Source organism: Paracoccus tibetensis, assembly GCF_900102505.1.
Taxonomy (GTDB): domain Bacteria; phylum Pseudomonadota; class Alphaproteobacteria; order Rhodobacterales; family Rhodobacteraceae; genus Paracoccus; species Paracoccus tibetensis.
The window spans coordinates 203,116-214,399 of sequence record NZ_FMVT01000008.1; the positions used below are offsets into that span (position 1 = coordinate 203,116).

Genomic DNA, 11,284 nt, shown 5'->3' on the forward strand with positions numbered 1-11,284 from the left:
CTAGTCCAGACCCAGCATGGACCGAAGCGCGCCGCGGTCAGGTGCGTCGCCGCCGGCGAAATCGTCGAAGGCGGTCTCGGTGGGCTCGATCAGATGCGCCTCGATGAAGGGCGCGCCTTCGGCCGCGCCTTGCGCCGCCGACTTGATGCAGCATTCCCATTCCAGCACCGCCCAGCCCCGGTAGCCGGCCAGCGTCAGGCGCGAGAAGACGCCCGCGAAGTCGACCTGCCCGTCGCCCAGGCTACGGAACCGGCCTGCCCGGTCCGTCCAGCCCGAAAAGCCGGAATACACCCCCTGTCGGGCCGAGGGCAGGAACTCGGCATCCTTGACGTGGAAGGCGCGGATGCGGCTGGCGTAATGGTCAATGAAGCCGAGGTAATCCAGCTGCTGCAGCACGAAATGCGAAGGATCGTAGTTGATCGCGACGCGGGCGTGGTTGCCGGTCTCCTCGAGGAACCGCTCGAAGCTGGCGCCGTCCATCAGGTCCTCGCCCGGATGCAGCTCATAGGCGTAATCGACGCCCTGCTCCTCATGCGCGTCGAGGATCGGCTGCCAGCGGCGGGCGAGTTCGGCAAAGGCCTCGTCGATCAGGCCGGCCGGCCGCTGCGGCCAAGGGTAGAGATATGGCCAAGCGAGCGCGCCGGAAAAGCCGACCTGCACGTCGAGGCCCAGATGGCGCGAGGCGCGGGCGGCCTTGATGACCTGCCCCGCCGCCCATTCCGACTGCTCGCGCGGCTTGCCCCGCAGCTCGGCCGGCGCGAAGCCGTCGAACTGCGCGGCATAGGCCGGATGCACCGCGACCAGCTGGCCCTGCATGTGGGTGGACAGCTCGGTGATCTCGACGCCGGCCTCGCGGCAGATGCCCGCGATCTCGTCGCAGTAGTCCTTGGACTCGGCCGCCCGGTCGAGGTCGATGAAGCGCGGATCGACCGGCAGCTGGATGCCGCGATAGCCGAGATCCGCAGCCCATCGCGCGATGTTCGGCAGGCTGTCGAAGGGCGCCGCGTCGCCGGCGAACTGCGCGAGGAAGATGGCGGGGCCCTTGATGCCCCGCTGGTGCTCGGTTGCCATGATGGCTCCTTTCTCAGGCCGGGACGGTCTGGCTCGCCAGAAGATGGGCCGCCGCCTTGGGGTCCAGCGCCTCGGGGCGGGCGCAGGTGGTGGTCATGGGGACAAAGCGCCCCTCCTCGCCCGATTGCAGGATTGCGGTCATCACCTCTACGACATGCAGCGCCAGCTCGTCGTTGCAGCGATGCGGGCGGCCCTCGGCGATGGCCAGCGCCATGTCGGCAAGGCCCGAGGCGCGGTAGTCGGCCACGCTCTTGCCGTTGTTCAGGTCGCGGTTCGGCGGCCCAAGCGGGTGATCCCATGCGGGCAGCGCGGCCGGCTCGGCGCGCTTCGTCATGCGGACCTCGCCGTCGAAGAAGTTGGGGTCCGGGATGTGCAGCGTGCCTTCGGTGCCGTACAGCGCCATCGGCTGCAGGTCGTGCTGCCAGACGTCCCAACTGGACTGGAAGCTGATGACGGCGCCGCCCTCGAATTCCAGCAGGGCGTGGATGGTGGTCGGCGTCTCGACCGGCACCTGCTCGCCCTTGCGGGCGGCCGAGCCGATGGTGCGCGTCTTGCTGGGGGTCGAGGCAAGCGCGGCGACCCGCGCCACCGGCCCCAGCAGCTGCACGAGGTTCGAGATGTAGTAGGGCCCCAGGTCCAGCACCGGGCCGCCGCCCTTCAGGAAGAAAAAGTCGGGGTTGGGATGCCAGCTTTCCATGCCGCTGGACATCACCGCGCAGGTGCCCGAGGTGACGCGGCCGATGGCGCCACTGTCCACAATATGCCGCGCCAGCTGGTGGCTGGTGCCGAGGAAGGTGTCAGGCGCCGAGCCGACGCGCAGCCCGCGCTCGGCGGCGATACGGGCCAGCTCGCGCCCCTCGTCCAGCGTCAGGACATAGGGCTTCTCGGAATAGACGTGCTTGCCGCCCTCGAGCGCGCGCTTCGAGATGTCGAAATGCGCCGCCGGGATGGTCAGGTTCACGATCAAGTCGATGTCGTCGCTGGCCAGCAGCGCATCGACGCTGCGCGCCTCGATGCCGTATTCCGCGGCCCGCGCCTCGGCGGCGGCGTGGTTCATGTCGGCGACAGCCACGAAGCGGATGCCCGCGAAATGCGGCGCCCGGCCGAGATAGGAAGCTGAGATGTTGCCGGCCCCGATGAGGCCCAGTTTCAGATCGCTCATGGTGTCAGCCTTTCAGGTTCTGCCAGGCGGCGTGGGCCTGGGTCGCGAAGCGCTCGAAGTCGGAGGGCTTGTCATGCTCGGCCACCAGCACCTCGACGCGGGCGTGGCTCCGCAGGGCGTCGATGATCGCCGGCCAGTCCATGGTCCCGGTCGCGGGATCGGCCCAGCCATCTTCATCCGTCTTCTCGCCCTCCGGCGCGATGTCCTTGAAATGGGCGGCCGAGATGCGCGATCCGTATTTCTCGATCCAGGCCTGCGGGTCGCCGCCGCCGCGCACGATCCAGGCGATGTCGGCTTCCCAATCGATCATGGGCGCCTCGTCGAGGATGATGCCCATCGGGGTCTCGCCGCCCGGCAGCTCGTGGAATTCGAAGTCGTGGTTGTGCCAGCCGAAGGTCAGGCCGCGCGTCGCCATCGCCTCATGCGCGGCGGCCAAGCGGCCGGCGAAGGCGCGCCAGCCGCCCGCGTCCGCCGGGCGCTGGTCGGGGCCGATATGGGGGGCGAAGATCATCGTGGCGCCGACCTGGCCGGCGATCTCGGCCACGCGGTCGGGGTTCTCCTCAATGAGGTCCAGCGAGACATGCAGCGAGGGCATGGTCATGCCCGTCTCGGACAGCGCCTCGGCGATGGCGGGCATCTCGTCGAAGACGCCGCCATAGCCCTCGGCCGCGTCATAGCCCATTGCGCCGAGACGGCGGATCACCTCGGCATAGGGGGTGGCGAAGCGGGCCGAGTAGAGTTGCAGGGACAGTTTCATCATCTTCTCCGTGGGAAAGTCTTAAAGCCGCGTCTCGCTGGCGGCGTCGAACAGCGACAGGCTGGCGGGATCGAAGCCGACGGACAAGCGGTCGCCGGCGCGCACGCGGCTCTCGCCGTCCATGCGGACGCGGAAGGGGGTCTGGCCCAGCTGCGCCCAGACCAGGGTGTCGGCGCCCATCGGCTCGACCACCTCGACCAGCGCCTCGGCGCGGATCGGCAGGGCCTCGGCGGCGGCGCCGGTGCGGACATGCTCGGGGCGGATGCCCAGCACGACCTCGGGGCCGCGCGGGCGGCTGGTGAAGTCGTAGCCGGTGACGTCGGCCGTCAGCGCGCCGGTGAAGCGGTTCCCCTCCAGCCGACCGGGAAGCAGGTTCATGGGCGGCGAGCCGATGAAGCCGGCGACATAGAGGTTCGCGGGCCGGCGATAGATGTCGTCGGGGCTGGCGAGCTGCTGGATCTTGCCGCCGCGCATGATGGCGATGCGGTCGGCCAGGGTCATCGCCTCGATCTGGTCGTGCGTCACGTAGATCATCGTGTTGCCGAGGTTCTGGTGCAGGCGCTTCAGCTCAACCCGCAGCTCGGCGCGCAGCTTCGCGTCGAGGTTCGAGAGCGGCTCGTCGAAGAGGAACACGTCCACGTCGCGCACCAAGGCCCGGCCGATGGCGACGCGCTGGCGCTGCCCACCCGACAGTGCGGCGGGCTTGCGCTTCAGCAGCGGTTCCAGCTGAAGCGTGTCGGCGGCGCGGGCGACGCGGCGGCGGATCTCGTCCTTCGGCACGCGGGCGTTCTTGAGGCCGAAGGACAGGTTCCCCTCGACCGTCATCTGCGGGTAGAGCGCGTAGGACTGGAAGACCATGCCGATCCCACGCTCCGAGGGCTCGGCCCAGGTGACGTTCTGGCCCGAGATGAAGATCTGCCCCTCGGTCGCCGGTTGCAGGCCGGCGATGCAGTTCAAGAGCGTGGACTTGCCGCAGCCTGAGGCGCCCAGCAGGACCAGGAACTCGCCGTCCTTCACGTCGAGGTTCAGATCGCCCAGCACCTCGACCGAGCCGTAGCTTAGGGAGAGGTCGCGGATCGAGACCGAGATGCCGTCCAGTTCGGTGGCCGGGGCGGCGCGGAGTGCTTGTGCCATGGGTCAGCCTTTCACGGCGCCTGCGGCGATGCCGCGGACGAAAAGTTTGCCAGAGAGGAAGTAGATCGTCAGCGGCACGAGCCCCGTCAGCAGGGTCGCGGCCATGTTGACGTTGTATTCGCGTACGCCCTGGACCGAGTTGACGATGTTGTTCAGCTGTACGGTCATCGGGTAGCTGTCGGGCCGGGTGTAGATCACGCCGAAGAGGAAGTCGTTCCAGATGCCCGTGACCTGAAGAATCACCGCGACGGTGAAGATCGGCAGCGACATCGGGACAAGGACGCGCAAGAAAATGCCCCAGAAGCCGGCGCCGTCGACGCGGGCGGCCTTGAACAGCTCGGGCGGCAGCGAGGAGAAGTAGTTGCGGAACAAGAGCGTGATGATCGGCATGCCGAAGACCACGTGGACCAGCACCAGCCCCCAGACCGAGCCCATCAGCCCGATTTCGCGCAGGATGATGACGATCGGGTAGATCATCACCTGATAGGGGATGAAGGCGCCGAAGATCAGGATGGTGAAGAACACCTCGGAGCCCTTGAAGCGCCAGTTGACCAGCGCGTAGCCGTTCACCGCCGCCACCGCGATCGACAGGATCGTGGCCGGCACGGTGATCGCGACCGAGTTGAAGAACCCGCGCGAGAGGCCGTCGCAGTTGAGGCCGGTGCAGGCCTCGGACCAGGCCTTGACCCAGGGCTCGAAGGTGATCTCCATCGGCGGGGCGAAGATGTTGCCCATGCGGATCTCGGGCATGCCCTTCAGCGAGGTCATGACCATGACCCAGAGCGGCAGCAGGTAGTAGATCGAGAAGACGATCAGCCCGCCATAGACCATGATCCGCTTGGGGTTCATGCGCCGCGTCGGCGCGACGCCGGCAGGCCCGTCGAGGAGGCGCCCACGGGGCGCGCTGGCGCGCGCGGGTGCCGCGGCACGGGTGGGGAAAGCTGCGTCAGACACGACGTTTCCTCCCAAGCTGGAACAGCGCGAAGGGGATGATGATCGCAAGCACGGCCGCCAGCATCATGGTCGAGGCGGCGAAGCCCTGGCCAAGGTTCTGGTTGCCGAACATGTAGTCGTAGACGTATTTCGCCGGCACTTCGGAGGCGATCCCCGGCCCGCCGCGCGTCAGGGCGACGACCAGATCGTAGAGCTTGATGATGCCCGCCGAGATGAGGACGACGCAGGTGGCGAAGACGGGCTTCATCATCGGCAGGACGATGAAGATGTAGGTCTTCCAGGTCGGGATGCCGTCGACGCGCGCGGCCTTCCACACGTCCTCGTCGATGCCGCGCAGGCCGGCCAGCAGGATCACCGTGGTCAGCCCCGCACCCTGCCAGATGCCGGCGGCCAGAAGCGCCAGGATCACGAGGTTCGGATCGTTCAACGGATCGAAGGTGAAGCCGGAAAAGCCCATGCCGCGCACGATGTGCTGCAGGCCGAAATCGGGGTTCAGGATCCACTGCCAGACGACGCCCGTGACGATGAAGCTGAGCGCGTAGGGAAAGAGGATGATGGTGCGGAACCCGTCCTCGAACCGGATCTTCTGGTCCAGCAGCACGGCCAGCAGGAAGCCGATGGCCAGCGTCAGGATCAGCGACAGCACGCCATAGACCGCGAGATTCTCGATCGAGACCTGCCAGCGGGGCGTGGACCACAGCCGCTCGTATTGCGCGAGGCCGACGAATTCGAGGCGCGGCAGCAGGCGAGAATTGGTGAAGGAGTAGACCACCGTCCAGAGCGAACAGCCGATGAAGACCACGAGGGCCGTCAGGATCATCGGCGTGGCGGCGAGCTTCGCCTGCCAGTTCTGGAAAAGGCGGAGGGGCGGGCCGGATCGGGCCATGGCAGTGCCTCCGTCAGGATGCGGGTGCCCGGCCCCGCAGCGGGGCCGGGCGGCGGGGCTTACATTTCCGACATCACGATCTGGACGTAGCGGTTATGCGCGTCCTCGGCGCTGAGGCTGGAGCCGAAGAACTCGGCCGTCAGGTCCTCGATCTGCCCGCGCGTGTCAGAGGACAGCAGCATGTCGATCGAGGGGATGGTGTTGCCGGCCGCCAGCGTCTCGAGCCCCTGCTGCGTGCAGGCATTCACCTCGGTCAGGTCGATGTCGCCGCGGATGGGCAGCGAGCCCTTGGCGGCGTTGAAGGCGACCTGCGCCTCGGGGCCGGTGATCACGTTGGCCAGCGCCATCTGCGCCTCGGTCACGGCCGCGTCGCTGTTGACGGGGAAGTAGATCGCGTCGCCGCCGGTGGCGATGTAGGGCTCGCCGCCGAGGCCGATGTTGCAGCCGTAGTCGGTCCCCGCGGTCTGGCCGGCCAGCGCGAATTCGCCCTGCGCCCAGTCACCCATGACCTGCGCGGCAGCCGTGCCCTCGATCAGGCGGTTTGTGGCCATGTTCCAGTCGCTCAGGTTGCCACCCTGCGACAGCTCGCGCGCCACGGCCAGTTCTTCCCAGATCTGGCGCATCGTGTCGCTGTTCAGCGCCTCTTCCTCGCGGGCCTCGTAGACCTGCAGGTAGAAATCGGCCCCGCCGATCCCCGAGACCATCGCGTTCAGCAGCAGCGAGGTCTGCCAGCCCTGCATCCCCTGCGCCAGCGGCAGGATGCCCGCCTCGCGCAGCGCCGGGGCGGCGGCCTTCAGCTCTTCCCAGTTGGTCGCGGGCTCGACGCCGGCGGCCTCGAAGGCGGCGTGCGAGGTCCACATCCATTGCGGCGAGTGGATGTTGATCGGCGCGCAATAGATGCGGCCGTCCAGCGTGCAGGCCTCCAGCAGCGAGGGCGGGTTGATGAACTCGGCCCAGCCATTGGCCTCGGCCACCTCGGTCAGGTCCTGCATCAGCCCGGCCTCGACCAGCTCCTGCGCCTGCCGGCCGTGGTTGAACTGCGTGGCGCCCATCGGATCGCCGCCGATGATGCGCGAAACCATGATCGGCCGCGCGGTCGAGCCCGACCCGGCGATGGCGCCATCGACCCAGGTATATTCGGTCTGCTCGGTGAAGATGCGCGCCAGCTCCTGCACGGCAGCGGCCTCGCCACCCGAGGTCCACCAGTGCGTCACCTCCAGATCGGCGGCCATCGCACCTGCGGGCAATACTGTCAGCGCAGCGCCCGCCATGAGGCGGCGCATGGAAGTCATCTGCATTGTTCATCCTCCCGTGTGGTCCGCGCGGGCACCGCCCGGCAGAACAATCCCCTCGGCCTCTTCCCTGCCGATGTAAACGATTGCCAGCAATTAATCTCATAGCCATTGCCAGCCCGTCAAGAAAAAATGTAATCCTTTACCAAGTCCTTTCTCAGGCGGAGCCTATGGCGATTGGTATCAAGGAAATCGCCCGGCTGGCGGGCGTGTCGACGGCGACGGTCAGCCGTGCGCTGTCCCAGCCTGCCCGGGTCTCGCCCGAGACACGGGCGCAGGTCATGGCCGTGGTCGAGCAGCACGACTACCGCGCGAACTCCTTCGCCCGCTCGCTGCGGGTGCGCCGGGCGGACGCGGTGCTGGCGCTGGTGCCCAATCTCGGCAACCCGTTCTTCTCCGAGATCATTGCCGGCATCCAGGAGGGGCTGGCCCCGGCCGGCATCGATCTTCTGGTGACCGACAGCCTCTCGCAGCAGGTGCGCCGCCAGTCCCCGGTCGGGCATCTTCAGGCCGCGCGGGCCGACGGGCTGATCTGCCTCGATGGCGGGCTGCCCGCCGAGGTGCTGGACGAGCTGGCCGCCAGCGACGTCGCGGGGCGCGTGGTCTTCGCCTGCGAATGGCCCGAGGGGCGGCATTTCACGACCGTGCGCAGCGACAACCGGGCGGGCATGGCGCTGGCGGTGCAGCATCTGGCGGCCCTGGGGCATCGCCGCTTCGCGCTGCTGACGGGCCCGGCCGGCAACGTGCTGACGCAGGAACGACGGCAGGGCGCGGTCGCCGCCCTCGCCGCCGCGGGCCTGTCGCTTCCGCCCGAGGCCATCGCGGGCGGAAGCTTCGAGATTCGCGACGGCTACCGCGCCGCCGGTGCGCTGATGCGCTGCGCCGAGCGCCCGACGGCGATCCTCTGCGCCTCGGACCAGCTGGCGATCGGCTGCATCTCGGGCCTGTCGGAGCTGGGCATCCGCGTCCCCGAGGACGTGTCGGTGGTCGGCTTCGACGACATCGCGCTGGCCGCCTATTCCCGCCCGCCCCTGACCACGATCCGCCAGGACCGGCGCAGGCTGGGCCGCAGCGCCGCAGAGCGCCTGCTGGACAGCCTCGCCGGCCGACCCGCCGCCGAGCCGCTGACCACCCTGCCGGTCGAGATCGTCGTGCGCCGCTCGACCGCACCCGCGCCCGGCCGGGGCTAGGCGGCCGCCGCCCTATTGCAGCAGGCTGCGTCCGCGCTGGCGGAACTCCTCCTCCATCGCCGCGAACAGCCGCCCGCGGATGTCGCCCTCGAGCCGCTGGTTGGCGGTCTCGGCGATGGTGCGCAGCAGCGCCGCCTCGACCAGGCGGTCGGCCGAGCCTGCATCCGGCATCTGCCGGCGCGCCAGCACCATCATCTCGCGGACGACCATCTCGGGATCGTTGCCGGCCTGCCGTGCCGGGGGACGCAGGCGGTGCCGCTGGTGCAGGTCGCCCAGCAGCAGGCTGCCGAGGCTGGGCTTGGTGAAGACGCAACTGCGCGCGAAGCGCGGCGGGACGACCTCCTTGTCATGTCCGGTCAGGAAGACGAAGGGCACCTGCCACCGCTCCAGCCGGTCGGCCAAGGTGAACGAGGTCCTGCCGCGCAGTTCGACATCCAGGATCGCGGCTTGTGCCTGCTCCAGATGGTCCAGCGCGTCGGGCACTGCCGAGAAGGGGCCGATGACCTCGTCGCCATGCGCGTCGATCTCGAGGCAGAGGGACTGGGCCAGAAGGTAGTCGTCCTCGACAACAAGTATGCGCACCCGCGCCTCCGTTCTCCACCATCCGTCCCCGTTCGCGCGCCGGGAGCGGCCGATCACTCGCCTCTAACGACTGGTGCGAGCAGCCTGGCACAACTTACCTGTCCGAAAGCATATAAGGCAAGCATTTCGCGCGCCTCATCCCTGCGGCGTGACCGCCTTGCGTTGCCGCGCCCGCTCCAGCCCCAGCTTGTGTTCGCGCCAGATGATGAGGATGCCCGCGAAGATCACGATTGCCGCGCCGACCAGCACCGTCGGGGTCGGCACCTCGGCAAAGAACCACCAGCCGATCCCGATCGCCAGCAGCATCGAGACATAGTCGAAGGGCGCCACGACCGAGGCATCGGCATAGCGGTAGGCCGAGGTCATCAGGATCTGCCCGACCCCGCCCAGAAGCCCGATCAGGACCAGCATCAGCGCCGTCACGGGGCTGGGGACGACCCATCCGAAGGGCAGCGTCAGCAGGCCGAGCACGGTCGAGGTGATCGAGAACCAGAAGACGATGGCCGAGGTCCGCTCGACCTGGACCAGCTTGCGCACGAAGATCATCGCCAGCGCCGTGCAAACGGCCGCCATCAGCGCCGCGACGGCGCCCAGCATCCGCAGCGGATCGGCGGCGCCGCCGAGGCGCAGCTGCGGCGACAGCACGATCAGGACGCCGATGAGCCCAAGCGCCACCGTGCCAAGTCGGAAGGCGCGCACGTCCTCGCCAAGGAACATGCCGGCGAAGACCACGACCAGCAGCGGCGCGGCATAGCCGATGGCCGTCGCCTCGGGAAGCGTCAGCAGGGACAGCGCCCAGAAGCCGAATCCCATCGAGGCTGTGCCGACGATGCCGCGGTAGAAATGCCCCATCGGCCGGACCGTGTGGATGCCGCCGCGCAGCTCGCGCCGCATCGCCAGCCAGAGGAAGATCACGGGCACCGCAAAGATCGAGCGGAAGAAGACCTGCTGGCCCGGCGGCACGCCCTCGCCCGCCGCCGCCGTGGCCTTGATCAGCCCGGCCATGATGGTGAAGACGGTCACGCTGGCGCATTTCAGCAAGATGCCGTGCAGCGACGAAAAGGCGGGGGAGATCACGATGCCAAGGTCCGGCCAGTTGAGGGGTCAGCTTAGCCGCTTCCTGCACGGCGTGCAATTCCTGCCGGACGTGCAGACGCGGCGACCGCAGGCGGTCTTCCCGCTCCGGTCGTGCCGCCTCGGTCACATGTTCGGGTAGTTCGGCCCGTCGCCGCCTTGGGGGGTGGTCCAGACGATGTTCTGGCTGGGGTCCTTGATGTCGCAGGTCTTGCAGTGCACGCAGTTCTGGAAGTTGATCACGAAGCGCGGACCGCCCGCGTCCTCGACCACCTCGTAGACCCCCGCCGGGCAGTAGCGCTGCGCCGGCTCGGCATATTCCGGCAGGTTCACCGCGATGGGGATGCTGGGGTCGCGCAGCTTGAGGTGGCAGGGCTGGCTCTCCTCGTGGTTGGTGAAGGAGAAGGCCACGTTGGTCAGCCGGTCGAAGCTGAGCACCCCGTCCGGGCGCGGGTAGTCGATCGGCGTGTGGTCCGCCGCCTTGCCCGTCGCCGCCGCGTCGGATTTGCCGTGGCTCCAGGTGCCGAGCGGGTTCCAGCCGGTGACGTTCGCCACCCACATGTCGAAGCCGCCCAGCATCAGGCTGCCAGGCAGGCCCAGCTTCGACCAGATCGGCTTGACGTTCCTGACCCGCTTCAGGTCGCGGCCGATGGGGCCGGTCCGCACCGCGGCGTCATAGTCGGACAGCACGTCGCCTTCCCGGCCTGCGGCAAGCGCCGCCGCCGCCGCCTCGGCCGCCGCCATGCCCGACAGCATCGCGTTGTGGTTGCCCTTGATCCGCGGCAGGTTCACCATCCCCGCCGAGCAGCCCAAGAGCATGCCCCCCGCAAAGGCCATCTGCGGCAGCGACTGGAAGCCCCCCTCGCTGATCGCGCGGGCGCCATAGGCGACGCGCTTGCCGCCCTCCAGCAGCTCGGCCACCATCGGGTGGTGCTTGAAGCGCTGGAACTCCATGTAGGGATAGAGGTGCGGGTTCTTGTAGTTCAGGTGCACCACGAAGCCGACGAGGACCTGGTTGTTCTCGAGATGGTAGATGAAGCTGCCGCCGCCGGCGTTCTTGCCGAGCGGCCAGCCCATCGTGTGCACGACCCGGCCGGGCTTGAACTTCTCGGGCGCGACCTCCCAGATCTCCTTCATCCCGAGGCCGAACTTCTGCGCATCCGCGCCCTTCGCCAGGTCCAG

At 68.4% G+C, this 11,284-nt stretch carries 12 protein-coding genes; 2 read left to right on the forward strand and 10 right to left on the reverse strand.

All coding sequences use genetic code 11. The features are described from left to right. The 7 genes from BLP73_RS12960 to BLP73_RS12990 all read right to left on the reverse strand — a co-directional run bounded on the left by BLP73_RS12960 (position 1) and on the right by BLP73_RS12990 (position 7,262). Positions 1-1,071 (reverse strand): sugar phosphate isomerase/epimerase family protein, encoded by a 1,071-nt coding sequence (locus BLP73_RS12960; protein WP_090745218.1) that lies wholly within the window; start codon positions 1,069-1,071, stop codon positions 1-3. Between the two features lie 13 nt (positions 1,072-1,084). Next, on the reverse strand, positions 1,085-2,233 hold the full coding sequence (locus BLP73_RS12965) for a Gfo/Idh/MocA family protein (protein ID WP_090745221.1): 1,149 nt from the start codon (positions 2,231-2,233) through the stop codon (positions 1,085-1,087). A 4-nt stretch (positions 2,234-2,237) separates the two neighbouring features. Continuing rightward, positions 2,238-2,990 (reverse strand): sugar phosphate isomerase/epimerase family protein, encoded by a 753-nt coding sequence (locus tag BLP73_RS12970; protein WP_217630689.1) that lies wholly within the window; start codon positions 2,988-2,990, stop codon positions 2,238-2,240. A gap of 21 nt (positions 2,991-3,011) precedes the next feature. Continuing rightward, positions 3,012-4,124 carry an ABC transporter ATP-binding protein gene (locus BLP73_RS12975; protein WP_090745227.1) on the reverse strand — a complete coding sequence of 371 codons (1,113 nt, stop codon included), beginning with the start codon at positions 4,122-4,124 and terminating at the stop codon, positions 3,012-3,014. A 3-nt stretch (positions 4,125-4,127) separates the two neighbouring features. Beyond that, on the reverse strand, positions 4,128-4,973 hold the full coding sequence (locus BLP73_RS12980) for a carbohydrate ABC transporter permease (protein WP_090745230.1): 846 nt from the start codon (positions 4,971-4,973) through the stop codon (positions 4,128-4,130). A gap of 97 nt (positions 4,974-5,070) precedes the next feature. Further along, on the reverse strand, positions 5,071-5,964 hold the full coding sequence (locus tag BLP73_RS12985) for a carbohydrate ABC transporter permease (protein WP_090745233.1): 894 nt from the start codon (positions 5,962-5,964) through the stop codon (positions 5,071-5,073). Positions 5,965-6,023: 59 nt separating this feature from the next. Next, on the reverse strand, positions 6,024-7,262 hold the full coding sequence (locus tag BLP73_RS12990) for an ABC transporter substrate-binding protein (RefSeq protein ID WP_217630690.1): 1,239 nt from the start codon (positions 7,260-7,262) through the stop codon (positions 6,024-6,026). 164 nt (positions 7,263-7,426) lie between these two features. Between BLP73_RS12990 and BLP73_RS12995 the strand changes: the two genes are divergently transcribed. After that, positions 7,427-8,446 (forward strand): LacI family DNA-binding transcriptional regulator, encoded by a 1,020-nt coding sequence (locus BLP73_RS12995; RefSeq protein WP_090745236.1) that lies wholly within the window; start codon positions 7,427-7,429, stop codon positions 8,444-8,446. Positions 8,447-8,458: 12 nt separating this feature from the next. On the opposite strand, the gene BLP73_RS13000 is transcribed toward BLP73_RS12995, so the two are convergent. Together BLP73_RS13000 and BLP73_RS13005 are read right to left on the reverse strand one after the other, a co-directional pair. Continuing rightward, positions 8,459-9,028, reverse strand: a complete 570-nt coding sequence (locus BLP73_RS13000; protein WP_090745238.1) for a response regulator — start codon at positions 9,026-9,028, stop codon at positions 8,459-8,461. A 135-nt stretch (positions 9,029-9,163) separates the two neighbouring features. Next, positions 9,164-10,033 (reverse strand): DMT family transporter, encoded by an 870-nt coding sequence (locus BLP73_RS13005; RefSeq protein ID WP_245686667.1) that lies wholly within the window; start codon positions 10,031-10,033, stop codon positions 9,164-9,166. A gap of 1 nt (position 10,034) precedes the next feature. Here BLP73_RS13005 and BLP73_RS19435 point away from each other — a divergent pair, with 1 nt between their 5' ends. Continuing rightward, positions 10,035-10,244 (forward strand): hypothetical protein, encoded by a 210-nt coding sequence (locus tag BLP73_RS19435; protein ID WP_175453343.1) that lies wholly within the window; start codon positions 10,035-10,037, stop codon positions 10,242-10,244. Here the strand turns inward: BLP73_RS19435 and BLP73_RS13010 are convergent. Then, on the reverse strand, positions 10,229-11,284 hold a 1,056-nt coding region (locus BLP73_RS13010), incomplete at its 5' end, for an electron transfer flavoprotein-ubiquinone oxidoreductase (protein WP_139165958.1). The two genes, BLP73_RS19435 and BLP73_RS13010, sit on opposite strands and share 16 nt — an antisense overlap.

What these genes read in the sequence shown, in the direction of transcription:
- BLP73_RS12960 (WP_090745218.1), bottom strand. Translation starts at nt 1,071, where the DNA reads ATGGCAACCGAGCACCAGCGGGGCATCAAGGGCCCCGCCATCTTCCTC.
- BLP73_RS12965 (WP_090745221.1), bottom strand. Translation starts at nt 2,233, where the DNA reads ATGAGCGATCTGAAACTGGGCCTCATCGGGGCCGGCAACATCTCAGCT.
- BLP73_RS12970 (WP_217630689.1), bottom strand. Translation starts at nt 2,990, where the DNA reads ATGAAACTGTCCCTGCAACTCTACTCGGCCCGCTTCGCCACCCCCTAT.
- BLP73_RS12975 (WP_090745227.1), bottom strand. Translation starts at nt 4,124, where the DNA reads ATGGCACAAGCACTCCGCGCCGCCCCGGCCACCGAACTGGACGGCATC.
- BLP73_RS12980 (WP_090745230.1), bottom strand. Translation starts at nt 4,973, where the DNA reads ATGAACCCCAAGCGGATCATGGTCTATGGCGGGCTGATCGTCTTCTCG.
- BLP73_RS12985 (WP_090745233.1), bottom strand. Translation starts at nt 5,964, where the DNA reads ATGGCCCGATCCGGCCCGCCCCTCCGCCTTTTCCAGAACTGGCAGGCG.
- BLP73_RS12990 (WP_217630690.1), bottom strand. Translation starts at nt 7,262, where the DNA reads ATGCAGATGACTTCCATGCGCCGCCTCATGGCGGGCGCTGCGCTGACA.
- BLP73_RS12995 (WP_090745236.1), top strand. Translation starts at nt 7,427, where the DNA reads ATGGCGATTGGTATCAAGGAAATCGCCCGGCTGGCGGGCGTGTCGACG.
- BLP73_RS13005 (WP_245686667.1), bottom strand. Translation starts at nt 10,033, where the DNA reads ATGGCCGGGCTGATCAAGGCCACGGCGGCGGCGGGCGAGGGCGTGCCG.
- BLP73_RS19435 (WP_175453343.1), top strand. Translation starts at nt 10,035, where the DNA reads ATGGTGAAGACGGTCACGCTGGCGCATTTCAGCAAGATGCCGTGCAGC.